This is a genomic window from Kribbella sp. NPDC104740 (genome assembly GCF_055583505.1).
Window position 1 is genome coordinate 394079 of the sequence record NZ_JBVJNV010000001.1, and the last position, 15392, is coordinate 409470.

Consider the following 15392-nt stretch of genomic DNA (forward strand, 5'->3'; position numbering starts at 1 on the left):
GCCAATGGCAACGTTATCCCTGGCCCGCGGCCGCCCGGTGGCGGTCGCCGCCGCCCGCCGGGAACGCCGCCGGCAGAACCTGGTCGGCTGGTTGTTCATCAGCCCGATCGTGGTCGGCGTGGTGGTGTTCCAGTTCTTCCCGATCGTGGTCTCGATGGCCGCGTCGCTGACCAGCTGGAACGGCATCTCGGCGCCGAAGTTCGTCGGGCTGCAGAACTTCCGCGACCTGTTCGGCAACGACCCGTTGTTCGTCCAGACGTTCAAGAACACGATCTACTTCACCCTCGCCAGCATCCCGCTGACGATCGGCCTCGGGCTGGTGCTGGCGCTGCTGTGCGCGCGGCCGATCAAGGGTGTGGCGTTCTTCCGGACGGCGTACTTCGCGCCGTACGTGACGAACGTGGTCGCCATCGGGTTCGTCTGGTTCTGGTTCTTCCAGCCCGACAACGGCGTCATCAACGGGATCCTCGGCCAGCTCGGGATCACCGGGCCGCAGTGGCTGTCCAGCTCGAGCTGGGCGATGCCGGCGGTGATCCTGGTCAGCGTCTGGCAGGGCATCGGCTACCCGATGATCATCCTGCTGGCCGGGTTGCAGGGGCTGCCCGAGGAGTACTTCGAGTCGGCCCGGATCGACGGCGCGGGGGCCTGGGCGCGGCTGCGGTTCATCACGCTGCCGCTGCTCACGCCGCACTTCCTGTTCCTGCTGATCACCCAGTTCATCACGTCGTTCCAGGTCTTCGGGCTGATCTACGTGATGACCAAGGGCGGGCCGGGACACTCCACCAGCGTCTACATCTTCAACATCTACCAGAACGCGTTCGGCTTCGGGAAGGTCGGCTACGCCTCGGCGATGGCCTGGATCCTGTTCGCGGTGATCGCCGCCGTCACGTTCCTGCAGTGGCGGCTGCAGAAGAGGTGGGTGTTCTACACATGAGGATCGCCACCAAGACGTCGCAGTACGTCGTGATGACGCTGTTCGCGGTCGCGTTCCTGGCGCCGCTGGTCTGGATGATCAGCGCGTCGCTGCGGCCCGAGGCGCAGGTGCTGTCGGTACCGCCGCAGTTCCTGCCCAAGGACGCCCAGTGGGACAACTACCGGCAGATCTTCGAGCTGATCCCCGTCTTCTTGTGGAACAGCGTGAAGCTGGCCGGGCTGAACGTGATCGGCATCCTGATCGTCGCCTCGATGGCGGGCTACGCCTTTGCCCGCTTGAAGTTCGCCGGCCGGGACATCGCGTTCATGGTGCTGCTGGCCACGTCCATCATCCCCGGGATCGCGTACCTGATCCCGCAGTACATCGTGTTCCGGCACATCGGGTGGGTGGACACCCAGTACCCGCTGTGGGTGCCGAAGGTGCTCACGCCGGTCTTCGCGACCTTCCTGATGCGGCAGTCCTTCCTGACCGTGCCGAAGGAGCTGGAGGACGCCGGCAAGATCGACGGCGCCTCGACGTTCGGCATCTACTGGCGGATCATGCTGCCGCAGACCAAACCGGCCCTGGCCGCGATCGGGGTGTTCACCTTCCTCGAGTCGTGGAACGACCTGTTCGGGCCGTTGATCTACATCAACTCCGAGAACCTGCAGACGCTTCCGGTGGCGCTGGCCCAGTTCCAGGGCGAGTACTTCACCCAGATCAGTCTGCTGATGTGCGGTGCGACGGTCTCCGTCGTACCGGTGATCGCCGTCTTCCTTTTCGCGCAGCGCTATTTCATCCAAGGCATCACGATGACAGGAATGAAGGGGTGAGCGACGTGCCGGACCGGCTCGTAGCCATGCAGATCGGAGCGGTTTCGTTCGTCGACGAAGGCGTCGACCAGACACTGGACATCCTGGCCGACCGGGGCGCGGTGAACGCGCTCTTCCTGGCCACGCCGACCTGGACCCGGGGCACCGGCGGGCGGCAGATCCCCGGGCACCCGATTCCCGACCACGGTGGTCAGGAGTACGACCTGGGCTGGGTCGGCGGCAACTACGCGACCACGCACCCGCAGTACTACGGCAACACCGTGCTCGGCTCGGCCGGGGCGGCTCCCGAGCACCCGGGGCTCGACCTCTTCGACGAGGTGATCCCGAAGGCCCGCGAGCGCGGGATGAAGTCGTTCGCCTGGATGGAGGAGAGCGGTGGCGCCCGGCAGCTGCGGACGTACCCGAACTTCGCCAAGGTGCTCGAGGTCGACCCGTGGTCGCGGCCGGGCCGCCGGCCCTGCTTCAACAACCCCGACTACCGCAACTGGCACCTCGGCTTCGTCGAGGACTACCTGCAGAGCTACGACCTGGACGGCCTGGCCTGGTGCTCGGAGCGGCCCGGTCCACTGAACATGCTGATGCAGGGCACCGTCGACGTGCCCGAGATCGGCTGCTTCTGCCAGCACTGCAAGCAGATCGGCAAGGACCGCGGCATCGACGTCGACCGGGCGCAGCGCGGCTACCGCGAGCTGATCGAGTGGAACCAGCGGATCGGCGCCGGTGAGCGGCCGGCCGACGGGGCGTTCGTCACCTTCTGGCGGATCCTGCTGAACTTCCCCGAGGTCCTGGCCTGGCAGACGCTGTGGACCGAGAGCCAGCGCCAGATCTACCGCGACATCTACGGCGTCGCCAAGGCGATCAAGCCCGAGACCCAGGTCGGCTGGCACGTCTACCACAACATCTCGTTCAGCCCGTTCTACCGAGCGGACCAGGACTACGGCGAGATGGCCAAGTTCTCCGACTTCATCAAGGTGGTGATCTACAACAACTGCGCCGGGCCGCGCTTCTTCACCTGGGTGAAGAGCATCTGCGGCGCGCTGTTCGCCGACGCCGAGCCCGAGGACGTCTACCCGTTGATGATGAAGCTGCTGCAGCTCGACGAGGGCTCGTACGACAAGCTGCCGCAGACCGGGTTCACCGCCGACTACGTCCGGCGCGAGACCGAGCGTGCGGTCGCCGGGGTCGGTGGCCAGAGCGCGATCTACCCGGGCATCGACATCGACATCCCGGTCGGCGTCGCCAAGCAGCGCGGGCTGGAGGCGCCGCGCGACCTGGGCACGAAGATCAACTGGGACGACAACGAGGGCGACCTGACGACGTGCACGCGCGACAGCGTGCGCGACGCCGTACTGGCCGCGTTCGAAGGGGGTGCCGAAGGTGTCGTGCTGAGCCGGAAGTACTCCGAGATGGTGCTGGACAACCTGTCCGGCTCCGGTGACGCGCTGAAGAGCCTGGCCGGATGACCGGCGCACCCTGGTACCGGCGTACGCTGCGCTGGGCCCAGACGAACCTGACCGAGAAGGACCCGGCCCGGTACGATGCGGACTGGTGGCGCGGCCAGTGGCGCCGGACCAGGGTGCAGGGCGCGATCGTCAACGCCGGCGGCATCGTCGCGTACTACCCGAGCAAGTTCCCGCTGCATCATCGCGCCGAGTTCCTCGGCGACCGGGACCTGTACGGCGAGATCGTCGAGGCGGCGCGGGCCGAAGGGCTGACGGTGCTGGCGCGGATGGACTCGAACCGGGCGCACCAGCCCTTGTACGACGCGCACCCGGACTGGTTCGCTGTTGATGCGTCGGGTGCGCCCTACCGGGCGGGTGATCTGTACGTCGCCTGCGTGACCGGGCCGTACTACCGCGACTTCCTGACCGGCGTGCTCGAGGAGATCATCGAGAGGACCGCGCCGGACGGGATCACCGACAACAGCTGGAGCGGGCTCGGGCGGGACAGCATCTGCTACTGCGCGAACTGCCGCGAGAGCTTCGGGGAGAAACTGCCGGCCGCCGTCGACTGGGAGGACGCGGCGTACCGGCGGTGGATCCGGTGGAGCTACGAGCGGCGGCTCGCGGTGTGGGACCTGAACAACTCGGTGACGCAGCGTGCGGGCGGGCCCGATTGCTTGTGGATCGGGATGAACGGTGGGGAGGTCGTTGCGCAGAGCAAGCGGTTGCGGGACGACGCGGCGATCTGTGCGCGGGCGCCGATCTTCTTCCTGGACTCGCAGTGGCGGCATGACGAGTCGGGGTTTCAGGCGAACGCGGACACCGGGAAGCGGCTGCACGGGATGCTCGGGTGGGAGACGCTGATCCCGGAGAGCACGGCGATGTACGACGCGGGAACGCCGACGTTCCGGCTCGGCAGCAAGCCGGAGCCGGAGGCGCGGATGTGGGCGCTGGAGGGGTTCGCGGGTGGGATCCAGCCGTGGTGGCACCACATCGGGTCGGTGCACGAGGACCGGCGGCAGTACGGGACGGCGGAGGCGCTGTTCGGTTGGCATGCTGCTCATGAGCAGTACCTGGTGGATCGGGTGCCGGTGGCAACTGTTGGGTTGCTGTGGAGTCAACGCAGTGTGGACTTCCACGGGAAGGACGATCCGGAGACGGTGAGTCAGTTGCCGTACCGAGGGTGGGTCGACGCGCTGGTGCGAGCCCGCATTCCGTACTTGCCCACGGCATCTGTCGACAGCTCGTTTTCTGTTCTGGTGGTTCCCAACGTCGGCGTTCTGAGCGATGCCGAGTGTGCTGACTTGAAGGAGTATGTGGCGGGTGGGGGATCGCTCATCGTCACCGGGGAGTCCTCCCTCTACGACGAGTGGGGCGACCGCCGCGACGACTTCGCGCTGGGCTCGCTGCTCGGCGTACGGCACAGCGGGGAGCGGCAGGTGGGTGGGTCGTCGGGCAGCTGGGAGACCTACGACAGCCACAGCTACCTGCGGATCGAGGATCGCTCGGTGGCTGACGGGTTCGACGGGACCGACCTGCTGCCGTTCGGCGGCGCGCTCGAGGTAGTAGAGGGGACCGGAGCGCTGACGCTGGTGCCGCCGTTCCCGATCTACCCGCCGGAGAAGTCCTGGATGGCGGAGCCGCGGACCGACGTACCGGCGCTGGTGCTCGGCGAGCGGACGGCGTACCTGGCGGCCGACCTCGACCGGCTCTACGCGCGCTACCACCACCCGGACCACGGGCGGTTGCTGGCGAACCTCGTCAGGCGCTTCGCCGGGGAGCTCCCGTTGCGGGTCTCCGGTGCCGGGGTACTGGACTGCCAGGTGTACCGGCAGGGGTCGCGGACCGTCGTCCACCTGGTCAACCTCGACCAGGGCGGTGCGTGGCGCGGGCGGCTGGAGGAGTTCACGCCGGCCGGGCCGTTCACGGTGGCGGTGCGCGCTGACGGGAGCCGGGCCTCGCTGCTGGTCGGTGGCGGGGAGGCCGCGGTGACGCCGGAGGACGGCTGGATTACGGTCGAGGTGGACCGGATCACCGATCACGAAGTGTTGGTCGTCGAGTAGAGGAGCAGTTGTGGCAGTCGAGGTCACGGGACCCATGCACGAGCGGTACGACGAGATCCTCAGCGAGCGGGCGCTCGAGCTGATCGAGCAGCTGCACCGCGCGCTGAACCCGCGACGCCTGGAGCTGCTCGACCGGCGCCGCGCCCGGGTCGAGGAGATCGCCGCGGGCGGGTCGCTCGGCTTCCTGGCCGAGACTGCCGGCGTCCGGGACGACCCGGAGTGGCGGGTCGCCGACCCGGCGCCCGGGCTGGTCGACCGGCGGGTGGAGATCACCGGGCCGACCGACCGGAAGATGACGATCAACGCGCTGAACTCCGGCGCGAAGGTGTGGCTGGCCGACCACGAGGACGCCAACACGCCGCTGTGGGAGAACGTGATCGGCGGGCAGCTCAACCTGCTCGACGCGATCACCCGCAAGATCGACTTCACCAGCGAGGCCGGCAAGTCGTACGCGCTGAAGCCGGACGACGAGCTCGCGACCATCGTCGTCCGGCCCCGCGGCTGGCACCTGCCGGAGAAGCACCTGCTCGTCGACGGCGAGCGGACGTCGGGGTCGCTGGTCGACTTCGCGCTCTACCTGACCGCGTGCGGGCAGCTGCAGCTCGACCGCGGGCAGGGGTCGTACTTCTACCTGCCGAAGATGGAGTCGCACCTCGAGGCGCGGCTGTGGAACGACGCGTTCGTGCTCGCGCAGGAGTTCCTCGGGATTCCCCGCGGCACGATCCGGGCGACGGTGCTGATCGAGACCTACCCGGCGGCGTTCGAGATGGAGGAGATCCTGTACGAGCTGCGCGAGCACTCGGCCGGGCTGAACGCCGGGCGCTGGGACTTCATGTTCAGCGTGATCAAGACCTACCGCACCCGCGGTGCTGACTTCCAGCTGCCCGACCGCAACAGCGTCACGATGACGGTGCCGTTCATGCGCGCGTACACCGAGCTGCTGGTGCAGACCTGCCACAAGCGCGGCGCGCACGCGATCGGCGGTATGGCCGCGTTCATCCCGAGCAAGGACCCGGCCGTCAACGAGCAGGCCTTCGCCAAGGTCGAGGCCGACAAGACCCGCGAGGCCGGCGACGGCTTCGACGGCTCCTGGGTCGCCCACCCCGGCATGGTCGACACCTGCCGCGAGGTCTTCGACAAGGTCCTCGGCTCCACACCGAACCAGCTCGGCAAGCTCCGCGAAGACGTCTCCGTCACCGAGGCCCAGCTCCTCGACGTGGCCGCCACCCCCGGCGAGGTCACCGAAGCCGGCCTCCGCAACAACATCAGCGTCGCCATCCAGTACCTGGCCGCTTGGCTGCAGGGCACCGGCGCCGTAGGCATCTTCAACCTGATGGAAGACGCCGCCACCGCCGAGATCTCCCGCTCCCAGATCTGGCAGTGGCGCCAGAACGCCGTCGTCCTCGACACCGGCGCCACAGTCACCGCCGACCTCGTCACCCAACTCGCCGACGAGGAAATCACCAAACTCGGCGACGACCCTTCGCTCTACAAGGACGCCCGGGAAACCTTCCTGGAAGTAGCCATCGCCGACGACTACGCCGACTTCCTCACGCTCCCGGCGTACGAACGCATGCCGTAGTCCGCGACCCCGCCGCCGGACCTACCGCACTCCCAGGTCCGGCGGCGGTTCCACGTTCACCGTCGGAATCCCCCCACCGGCCCGCGCGATCACCGCCACCGACGGCTCACCACCCGGACACCGCCCCGGCGCCGTCTCGACCTTCCCCGCCCACAGCACCGGCACCTCGAACGCCTTCGTCCGCAACATCCCCGCCGTCGGATCCGCGGCGACCAGCTCAGCCTTTCGAATCACACGAACCGGCTCAGGCACGAGGGCTCCGTTCCTGGGGGAATCAGTGCGGTAAAGGCTAGTTCGCGAACTGCGCTTGCAGGGTTTTCACTGCGGGGGCTATCTCGGCGTAGACGCCGGGGTAGCCCTTTTCGGCGCAGCCTTTGCCCCAGGAGACGGTGCCGAGGAGGCGGCCGTTGAGGACGAGGGGGCCGCCGGAGTCGCCTTGGCAGGCGTCTTTGCCGCCGTTGAGGTAGCCGGCGCAGATGTTGGTGGCGGCGGCGTAGCCGTTGTCGACGTACTCGGGGTTGGCCAGGCAGGTGGCGTCGCCGAGGTCGGGGACGGCGAGTTTGTGGAAGGTGTCGGCGGGGCCGGTGTTCTGGGTTTCGCCCCAGCCGAAGACGGTGGGGACGACGCCTTTGCGGTCGGCCTTGGGGTTGGTTTCCAGGGCGATCAACGGGACGCCGGTGATCGGGGTGCTGAGGGTGAGGACGGCGAAGTCGTTGCGGTTGGCCTGGTCGTTGTAGCCGGGGTGGATCCAGACCTTGCTGATCTGCGAGGTCCGGCCGCCGCGAGTGTCGAGCAGTTCGGCGCGGCCTTGTACGACGGTGTAGGTGTCGATCGGCTTGGTCATGCAGTGGGCGGCGGTCAGCACCTTGTTCGGGCGGACCAGTGCGCCGCCGCACCAGCGGCCGCTGTCGTTCGCCGAGCGGGAGTTGGTCAGGGCGACCGCCCACGGCGCCTCCGACAGGGCCGCGAGCGTGCCGCCGACGATCTGACTTCGGTCCGTCGCGGCGGTCGAAACCCCCGAGATCGTCAGGACCAGGACGCCGGCGATCGCCGCGGCACGCTTCATCATGGCAACGAACGTACTCTCTGTACGCGACCGATTGCGGTAGGCGACCGCGTCAGCTGGCGACCTGTCCTTCCGGTACGGCGCCCCACGCGCTCAGCAGGTGCACGGCGACCAGATTGTCGACCGCCAGGCAGCAGGCGGCCCCGAAGAGGATGTCGCCGACCGCCTCGGGGCGCTCCTCGGCGTACGCCCCGCACAGGTCGTGCGCAGCGATCTGCTCGTGGACGGCGTCCGCCTCGACGTGCTCGGTGAAGTACTGGGCCTGCTCGTCCGTCGCGCCGAGCCGCGCCGCGCCGCTGGCGTAGCGGCGGTTCGGCAGCGTCGACGTCATCTCCAGCGCGGCCAGGTGCCCGAGCAGCGCGCCCGTCCACCGGCCGTGCAGCGCGAACAGCGACATGGTGTTGGACAGCGCGAGCGTGACGCCGGGGACGTCCGGCACGTACCGGCCGTAGCTGTCGTCGAGGCCGAGCCAGCGCATCGTCGTCCGGAACAGCTCGGCGTGCATGCGCTCGGCGCGGCCGCCGCCGTACTCGTCGGCCTGGATCTCCACCAGGGCAGCCTTCACGGCACCGTCGAGGCGCGGGATCCCGTAGCTGTGCGGATCCGCTTCCTTGAGCTGGTAGACCGAGCGGTTCATCACGAACTCGCGGAACTCGTCCAGCGTCGCGTGCCGGTGCAGGTACGCCGCCAGCGACGGCCCGTCGTCCGCGTCGATCAGGGCGCGCAACTGGTCGGCGACCGGAGTCGTTGCCGAGGGCTCCTGCTTGGTGAGCGTCCGGAGCCAGCCGGTGAAGGGTTCCTCGAGCTCGGCGCGGAACGCGAGCAGGTCGGGATCCCACTCGGCCTCCGGGTCGACGCCGTCGAAACCGCGGTAGTGCAGCTCGTAGCAGCACCACAGCGCGAGCTGGAAATCGTCGTCGAGCACCTGCGCCTGGCCGAGGCCGGGGTACGGCGTACGCGCGCCGTGCAGGTGGTCGATCACCCATCCGCTGAGGGGCCCGCGAGGGGGTGGAAGTCGCATCGAACACTCCTTTGAACCGTGGGCTGACCGGTACCCCGATTCATGCCGGGTACCGGACGGTCATGAGCGACTCCGTGATCCGCGCGTACCCCGACGGCCCGTTGATCGTCCGTGGCGACTTCGTCCTGCAGGACGAGAACGGCGCCGAGATCACCCCCGAGCGCGGCACGATCGCGCTCTGCCGCTGCGGCCGGTCGGCGCTGAAACCGCTTTGCGACGGAACCCACGCGCTGGCCCGGCGCGGGCCTCGCCCCGGAAAGTAGGTCCCAGGGGGGAGACTGGCGGGGAACACCCGTTGGGAGGGGGCAACTATGGAGTCGGTGCGCGCGGAATCGCCGGACCTGCGGCAGTTGGCGGAGGTGATGACCGAGGTCGCCGCGTCGATCCAGTCACCGATGGCGCTGGAGAAGACGCTGCTGGTGATCACCCAGAGCGCGGCCGAGACCGTACCGGGGATCGTCGAGGTGAGCATCTCGCTGACCCGCAAGGACGGCCGGATCGACACGCTCGCGCCGACCGGGCCGCTGGCGACGCGGGCCGACGTCCTTCAGTACGAACTGCACGAGGGGCCGTGCCTGGACGCCGCGCTGGGTGAGCCGGTGGTGATGGTCGGTGATCTGGCGACGGACTCGCGCTGGCCGGAGTTCGGGCCGCGGGCGGCAGAGCTCGGTCTGGGGGCGCATCTGGCGTTCCAGTTCCGCGCGGAGCCGCATGCGCGGGGCGCGTTGAACCTGTACTCGACCAAGCCGTACGGGATCGACGACGACTCCGTGCATCTGGGCAGCCTGTTCGCCGGGCAGGTGGCGCTGGCGATGGGGTGGGCGCGGCAGGGCGAGACGATGTCGGAGGCGCTGGCGACGCGGAACGTGATCGGCCAGGCGGTCGGGATCGTGATGGAGCGGTACACGCTGGACGACGACCGGGCGTTCGCGTTCCTGGCCCGGCTGTCGCAGTCGGGCAACGTCAAGCTCCGGCAGGTGGCGGCGGCGATCGTCGAGGCGGCCAACCAGAACGCGCAGACCGGGCGCACGACCACGGCGAAACCCGAGCCCACGCCGGAGCCGACCGCTCAGTAGACGTGTGCCGTCCGCTGCGTACGGGCACGGGGACGTATGACTGTCTACGGCTTCCATGCCTCGCACGAACAGGTCCCGCCCGCCGGCCTGCTGCAAGCGGTGGTGCGGGCAGAACAAGCCGGCTTCACAGCGGCCATGTGTTCCGACCACTTCAGCCCCTGGAGCCTCCGCCAGAACGAGTCCGGCTTCGCCTGGTCCTGGCTCGGCGCGGCGCTCCAGGCGACCGACCTCACCTTCGGCGTCGTCAACGCACCAGGCCAGCGCTACCACCCCGCGATCATCGCCCAGGCGATCGGCACGCTGAGCTCGATGTACCCCGGCCGCTTCTGGGCCGCTCTGGGCACCGGCGAGGCCAGCAACGAGCACATCACCGGGGAGCGCTGGCCCGACAAGCAGCAGCGCACCGAGCGCCTCGAGCAGGCGGTCGACGTGATCCGCCGCCTCCTGCGTGGCGACGAGGTCAGCCAACGAGGCCTGGTCACCGTCGACCGAGCCCGGCTCTGGACGCTACCCACTGAGGTGCCGGCCCTGCTCGGCGCAGCAGTCTCGGAGCGTACGGCGCAGTGGTGCGCCGGCTGGGCCGACGGCCTGATCACCGTCAACGCCGAACCGGACCACCTGCGCCGCATCGTCTCGGCGTACAAGGAAGCAGGCGGCCGCGGCAAGGTCTGCCTCCAGGTGCACCTGAGCTACGCAGCCAGCGACGAGGAGGCTCTGGCGATCGCCCACGACCAGTGGCGCAGCAACGTGTTCCCGCCGCCGTTCTGCTGGGACACCGACACAGCGGAGTCCTTCGACCTCGCAGCTGAGCACGTTCCGCCGGAGGCGATGCACAAGACCGTGCACGTCTCCTCCGACCCCGCCCGCCACGCGGAGTGGCTCAACGCCTACGCGGCACTCGGGTTCGACGCCATCTACCTGCACCACGTCGGCCAGGAGCAGACGGAGTTCGTCGACGTGTTCGGCGACAAGGTGCTGCCGCAGCTGGAGGTGACTCGCCCGTGAGGCTGACCGAGACCGCCGACATCTGGTGGAAGAACGCCGTCGTCTACTGCCTGGACATCGAGACGTTCTTCGACACCGACGGCGACGGCCGCGGCGACATCCGCGGCCTGTCGCAGCGGATCGACCACCTGGCCGAGCTGGGCGTCACCTGCCTGTGGCTGATGCCGTTCTACCCGACACCGGACCGCGACGACGGCTACGACATCACCGACTTCTACGGCGTCGACCCGCGGCTGGGCACGCACGGCGACCTGGTCGAGCTGATCACGCTGGCGCAGGACCGCGGCATGCGGGTGATCGCCGACCTGGTCGTCAACCACACCTCCGACCAGCACCCGTGGTTCCGGAGCGCGCGGGAGTCGCGCGAGTCGCCGTACCGGGACTGGTACGTCTGGCGCGACCAGCCGCCGGAGAACGCGGCGGAGGGGATCGTCTTCCCCGACCAGGAGACCAGCCTCTGGCAGTACGACGAGCAGGCGGGCCAGTACTACCTGCACCGGTTCTACAAGCACCAGCCGGACCTGGACATCACCAACCCGGAGGTGCGCGACGAGATCATCCGGGTGATCGGCTTCTGGCTGCAGCTGGGCATCTCCGGCTTCCGGGTGGACGCCGTACCGTTCCTGCTCGACACCGACGGCGCGCTGGACCCGGACAACCTGCCGGACCCGCACGACTACCTGCGCGACCTGCGGGCGTTCCTGAGCCGCCGGAGCGGGCAGGCGGTGCTGCTGGGGGAGGTGAACCTGCCGTACAAGGAGACCCGGCAGTTCTTCGGGGACGAGGACGGCGACGAGCTGACCATGTGCTTCGACTTCATCGGGATGCAGAAGATGTACCTGTCGCTGGCCCGGCAGGACCCGGCTGAGCTGGTCAAGGCGCTCCGCGAGCGGCCGGCCCCGCCGGAGGAGGCGCAGTGGGGCACGTTCGTCCGCAACCACGACGAGCTGACGCTGGACAAGCTGTCCGACGAGGAGAAGCAGGAGGTGTTCGCCGCCTTCGGCCCGGACGAGGACATGCAGCTCTACGGGCGTGGGCTGCGCAGGCGGCTGCCTCCGATGCTCGGCAACGACCAGCGGCGGCTACGGATGGTCTACAGCCTGCTCTTCTCCCTGCCCGGTACGCCGGTGCTGTTCTACGGCGAGGAGATCGGCATGGGGGAGAACCTGGCGATGGAGGGCCGCAACGCCGTACGGACTCCGATGCAGTGGACCGCCTCGGTGAACGGCGGTTTCTCGACCGCCGACGCGGCGGACCTGGCCGGTCAGGTCGTCACCGGAGACCTGTCCCCGGAGCACGTCAACGTGGCCGCCCAGCGGCGCGACCCGGACTCGCTGCTCAACTGGATCAAGCTGCTGATCCAGCGCTACCGGGAGACGCCGGAGCTGTCCTGGGGCGACTGCACGGTTCTGGAGCACGAGTCGCCGACCGTGCTCGCGCACTGTTCGGCGTACGAGGACGGGTGCGTGGTCACGGCCCACAACTTCTCCGCCGAGCCGGCTGCCGTGACGCTGGCGGTGTCGGGCACCGGCGTCGGCGTACAGGCTGTTGACCTGCTCCAACCCGGTACGGCGGAAGTCGCCGAGGACGGCACTGTCCGGCTCGAGTTGGAGCCGTACGGTAGTCGCTGGTTGCGGGTGGTTCAGCCGGGTGATCGCTACATCCTCTGAGACCCTGGGCGCGGGGTAGGTTCACGCGGTGAAGCTGACCCCCGCCCAGCCCGGCCACGTCGTCGGAGCGTCGTTCGGACTCGTGTTCATCCTCGTCAACTCCGCGAAGCTGGGCTCACCCGGGCGCGCGATCGTCAGCGCGGTGGCGATCGCCGCGGCGCTGCTGGTGCTGGTGGCGTTCGTCCAGCTGCTGCGGGCCGGTGGTCCGCGCAAGCCGCAGCAGCAGTCTGCTCGCGGGTACTTCGCGATCGTCGCCGCCGAGGTGGTGCTGCTGTTCGGCGGGCTGGCCGTGCTGAACAGGGTCGAGCCGACCGCTGCCGTCGGCTGGGTGGCGCTGGTCGTCGGGCTGCACTTCGTCGCGTTCGCGTACTGGTGGATGCGCGGCAACCGGGAGATGCTCGCGATCGGCGTAGTGATGTCGGTACTCGGGGTGATCGGGCTGGTGATCGCCTTCGCCCAGCAGGACCGGCCGCTGGTGGGTCTGGTCGCTGGGGTCGGCTCCGGCGTCGTGCTGCTCGGCAACGCCGTACTGGCGTCGCTCGGCCTTGTCGGCTCCCAGGAGCGGGCTGCGGCGTTGCAGTAAGTAGCAATACGCAGGCGTTTGGTCTGGTCCCTCTGAAATACTCGCGGCGGCCGCCTGCCCTGTGAGGAGTTCTTGTGAGGTTGTGGAAGATCGTTGTGCCCTTCGCGGTACTTGCGACGGGCGTGCTGCCCGCGCAGGCCGCCGGGGACAAGACCGTCGAGTACCGCGGCTACCAGGTCACGGTGCCCGCCGACTGGCAGGTCGTCGACCTGGCGAAGAACCCGACCGCGTGTGTCCGGTTCGACCGCCCTGCCGTGTACCTGGGGAAGAGCACTGCCCAGCCGGACTGCCCGGCGAGCCTGACCGGACGCAGCCAGGGACTGGTGCTGGAGCCGCTGACCCGGGCTGCTCGGACTACTCCTGGCGAGGTCCAGGAGGCTGTTGCTGACGCGGGAGTGCTTGCTACGGCGTACTACAGCGCTGGTGGTGAGCAGGGGGCGCGTGAGGTGCTGGACACGGGCCGGGTGACCGGCAAGGTCAGCCGGGTCGCTCAGCCGCGTGCTGCTGCTGTGGCGCCGTCCGTGGTTGCTACCGGCAACCTGCAGGGTGGGTTCGCGTTCGACGCTTGTACGGCGCCTAGCCAGGCGGCGATGGATGCGTGGTTGTACCCGAGCTCGGGGTACAAGGCGGTGGGGATCTACACGAGCGGTGAGCACCGCGCCTGCGGCCAGCCGAACCTGACCCCTGAGTGGGTCGCCACGAACGCTGCCAAGGGGTGGCAGTTCCTGCTGATCGACGTCGGCATGCAGGCCCCCTGCAGCACCCAATCCACCCGGATGTCGGCGGACCCGGCCACTGCGCGGGCGCAGGGCCGGACTGCTGCGGCCAACGCGGTCGCCTCTGCCCAACTGCTCGGGTTCGCGCAGCGCAGCGCGATCTACAGCGACATCGAGGCCTACACGTCGACTGCGGCGTGCAAGGCGGCGGTGCTGTCGTACCTGAGTGGCTGGACGCTCGAACTGAACACCCGTGGTTATGTCGGTGGCGCGTACGTCGCTGCTGCTTCCGGTGGTGTCGATCTGGCCAGCGCGTACAACAACACGGCCTACACCCGGCCGGACAACCTCTGGTTCGCTCGCTGGAACATGGTCACCAACACCACCGACGACAAGTACATCCCGTCGACCATGTGGACCAATCGTCAGCGCGTTCACCAGTACCAGGGTGACCACTTCGAGACGCACGGTGGCGTGCAGATCGAGATCGACAGCAACGCGGTGAACCTCACCGCCCCTCCTGCCGCGCTCACCGGGTTCGACGCGACCGGCGCCTACTCCACCGCCGCCCTCAAGTGGAACGCCGCCCCCGCCGGCAGCCAGGTGATCGTCCGCCGCAACACCGGCACCACCCCGCCGCCGCTGCCGAACGTCGGCACCGCCGTCTACACCGGCACCGCGGGCTCCACCACCGCCACCGGGCTCGCCAACGCGACCAGCTACGCGTTCCGGGCCTGGGTGAAGGACAGCAGCGGCAAGATCGGCCCCGGCGTGGACACCGTGCTCGTCGGCACCGGCGCTACCGTCGCGGCGAGCGCTCCGGCGATCAGCTACGGCGGCGCGGTCACGCTCTACACCCGCGCCACCCGCAAGGACACCGGCGCCTCGCTCACCGGCGTACCGCTGTCGCTCTACGCGCGGGCGAAGAACAGCTCGACCTGGCGCGAGGTCGCCAAGGTCACCTCCGACGGCACCGGTCAGGCGTCGTCGGTGCAGAAGCCGACCGTCTCGACGGTGTACGCGTGGGGCTACAACGGCTCCCCGGACCTGCTCGGCTCGCGCAGCGGCAACGCCACGATCGAGGTCAAGCCGACCATCACGATCAACCTGGCGACCGCCATCAAGCTGGGCGCCACCACGCCGGTCTACGGGTTCCTCCGCCCGCAGCACCCCGGCACGACGGTCTACCTCCAGCGACTCACCGGCCCGTCCTGGCCGACCGTGGCCACGGCGAAACTGAACGCGACCGGCAACTACGGCTTCAGCATCAAGCCGACGCTGCGCGGTACGTCGTACTACCGCGTCGTCTGGCTCGCCGACGCCGACCACGCCACCGTGGTGAGCGTCACGAAGGGCGTCGCCGTCAGTTGAGGTGAACACCTGGCGTGAAAACACGCCAGCGTTGCCCGGATGGGGATAGGG

The 15392-nt window shown here is 68.9% G+C and carries 14 protein-coding genes; 11 read left to right on the top strand and 3 right to left on the bottom strand.

Annotated elements, in window-relative coordinates; translation table 11 throughout:
• Positions 1 to 4 precede the first annotated feature (4 nt).
• Genes ACZ6Z4_RS01890 through aceB form a run of 5 tightly spaced genes read left to right on the top strand, consistent with a single transcriptional unit; the run spans position 5 to position 6833 of the window.
• Positions 5 to 934 carry a carbohydrate ABC transporter permease gene (locus ACZ6Z4_RS01890; protein ID WP_363667805.1) on the top strand — a complete coding sequence of 310 codons (930 nt, stop codon included), beginning with the start codon at positions 5 to 7 and terminating at the stop codon, positions 932 to 934.
• Positions 931 to 1746 (top strand): carbohydrate ABC transporter permease, encoded by an 816-nt coding sequence (locus ACZ6Z4_RS01895; protein ID WP_363667803.1) that lies wholly within the window; start codon positions 931 to 933, stop codon positions 1744 to 1746. Before ACZ6Z4_RS01890 ends, ACZ6Z4_RS01895 begins: the two co-directional genes overlap by 4 nt.
• The gene (locus tag ACZ6Z4_RS01900; protein WP_363667801.1) at positions 1743 to 3209 is read left to right on the top strand and encodes a hypothetical protein; all 1467 of its coding nucleotides are present in this window, start codon (positions 1743 to 1745) and stop codon (positions 3207 to 3209) included. Before ACZ6Z4_RS01895 ends, ACZ6Z4_RS01900 begins: the two co-directional genes overlap by 4 nt.
• Positions 3206 to 5251, top strand: coding sequence for an alpha-amylase family protein (locus tag ACZ6Z4_RS01905; RefSeq protein WP_465557123.1), 2046 nt, complete (start codon positions 3206 to 3208; stop codon positions 5249 to 5251). The genes ACZ6Z4_RS01900 and ACZ6Z4_RS01905 overlap by 4 nt, the downstream gene beginning before the upstream one ends.
• 10 nt (positions 5252 to 5261) lie before the next feature.
• Complete coding sequence (aceB, locus tag ACZ6Z4_RS01910) at positions 5262 to 6833, top strand: malate synthase A (protein WP_465557125.1); 1572 nt, start codon at positions 5262 to 5264, stop codon at positions 6831 to 6833.
• Positions 6834 to 6854: 21 nt separating this feature from the next.
• Here the strand turns inward: aceB and ACZ6Z4_RS01915 are convergent, their stop codons facing one another.
• Genes ACZ6Z4_RS01915 through ACZ6Z4_RS01925 form a run of 3 tightly spaced genes read right to left on the bottom strand, consistent with a single transcriptional unit; the run spans position 6855 to position 8920 of the window.
• A complete protein-coding gene (locus ACZ6Z4_RS01915) occupies positions 6855 to 7067 on the bottom strand; it encodes a hypothetical protein (RefSeq protein WP_465557127.1) in 213 nt (70 codons plus the stop codon).
• Positions 7068 to 7122: 55 nt separating this feature from the next.
• On the bottom strand, positions 7123 to 7902 hold the full coding sequence (locus ACZ6Z4_RS01920; RefSeq protein WP_465557129.1) for a S1 family peptidase: 780 nt from the start codon (positions 7900 to 7902) through the stop codon (positions 7123 to 7125).
• A gap of 49 nt (positions 7903 to 7951) precedes the next feature.
• Positions 7952 to 8920: an iron-containing redox enzyme family protein gene (locus tag ACZ6Z4_RS01925; RefSeq protein WP_465557131.1), complete on the bottom strand. Its 969-nt coding sequence runs from the start codon at positions 8918 to 8920 to the stop codon at positions 7952 to 7954.
• A 62-nt stretch (positions 8921 to 8982) separates the two neighbouring features.
• On the opposite strand from ACZ6Z4_RS01925, the gene ACZ6Z4_RS01930 reads away from it, so the two are divergent.
• The 6 genes from ACZ6Z4_RS01930 (at position 8983) to ACZ6Z4_RS01955 (ending at position 15341) form a co-directional block, all read left to right on the top strand.
• Positions 8983 to 9183, top strand: coding sequence for a CDGSH iron-sulfur domain-containing protein (locus tag ACZ6Z4_RS01930; protein WP_465557133.1), 201 nt, complete (start codon positions 8983 to 8985; stop codon positions 9181 to 9183).
• Positions 9184 to 9231: 48 nt separating this feature from the next.
• Positions 9232 to 9996, top strand: a complete 765-nt coding sequence (locus ACZ6Z4_RS01935; RefSeq protein WP_465557135.1) for a GAF and ANTAR domain-containing protein — start codon at positions 9232 to 9234, stop codon at positions 9994 to 9996.
• Between the two features lie 36 nt (positions 9997 to 10032).
• On the top strand, positions 10033 to 11001 hold the full coding sequence (locus tag ACZ6Z4_RS01940; protein WP_465557137.1) for a TIGR03885 family FMN-dependent LLM class oxidoreductase: 969 nt from the start codon (positions 10033 to 10035) through the stop codon (positions 10999 to 11001).
• Complete coding sequence (locus ACZ6Z4_RS01945; RefSeq protein ID WP_465557139.1) at positions 10998 to 12671, top strand: alpha-amylase family protein; 1674 nt, start codon at positions 10998 to 11000, stop codon at positions 12669 to 12671. Before ACZ6Z4_RS01940 ends, ACZ6Z4_RS01945 begins: the two co-directional genes overlap by 4 nt.
• Positions 12672 to 12699: 28 nt before the next feature.
• The gene (locus ACZ6Z4_RS01950) at positions 12700 to 13254 is read left to right on the top strand and encodes a hypothetical protein (RefSeq protein ID WP_465557141.1); all 555 of its coding nucleotides are present in this window, start codon (positions 12700 to 12702) and stop codon (positions 13252 to 13254) included.
• Between the two features lie 74 nt (positions 13255 to 13328).
• Entirely contained in the window at positions 13329 to 15341 is a 2013-nt protein-coding gene (locus ACZ6Z4_RS01955) for a DUF1906 domain-containing protein (RefSeq protein ID WP_465557143.1), read from the top strand.
• The last annotated feature ends 51 nt before the right edge of the window (positions 15342 to 15392 follow it).

Excerpts from the sequence above, each read along its gene's own strand:
- ACZ6Z4_RS01890 (WP_363667805.1), top strand. The coding sequence starts at position 5 with ATGGCAACGTTATCCCTGGCCCGCGGCCGCCCGGTGGCGGTCGCCGCC.
- ACZ6Z4_RS01930 (WP_465557133.1), top strand. The coding sequence starts at position 8,983 with ATGAGCGACTCCGTGATCCGCGCGTACCCCGACGGCCCGTTGATCGTC.
- ACZ6Z4_RS01920 (WP_465557129.1), bottom strand. The coding sequence starts at position 7,902 with ATGATGAAGCGTGCCGCGGCGATCGCCGGCGTCCTGGTCCTGACGATC.
- ACZ6Z4_RS01905 (WP_465557123.1), top strand. The coding sequence starts at position 3,206 with ATGACCGGCGCACCCTGGTACCGGCGTACGCTGCGCTGGGCCCAGACG.
- ACZ6Z4_RS01895 (WP_363667803.1), top strand. The coding sequence starts at position 931 with ATGAGGATCGCCACCAAGACGTCGCAGTACGTCGTGATGACGCTGTTC.
- ACZ6Z4_RS01935 (WP_465557135.1), top strand. The coding sequence starts at position 9,232 with ATGGAGTCGGTGCGCGCGGAATCGCCGGACCTGCGGCAGTTGGCGGAG.
- ACZ6Z4_RS01940 (WP_465557137.1), top strand. The coding sequence starts at position 10,033 with ATGACTGTCTACGGCTTCCATGCCTCGCACGAACAGGTCCCGCCCGCC.
- ACZ6Z4_RS01925 (WP_465557131.1), bottom strand. The coding sequence starts at position 8,920 with ATGCGACTTCCACCCCCTCGCGGGCCCCTCAGCGGATGGGTGATCGAC.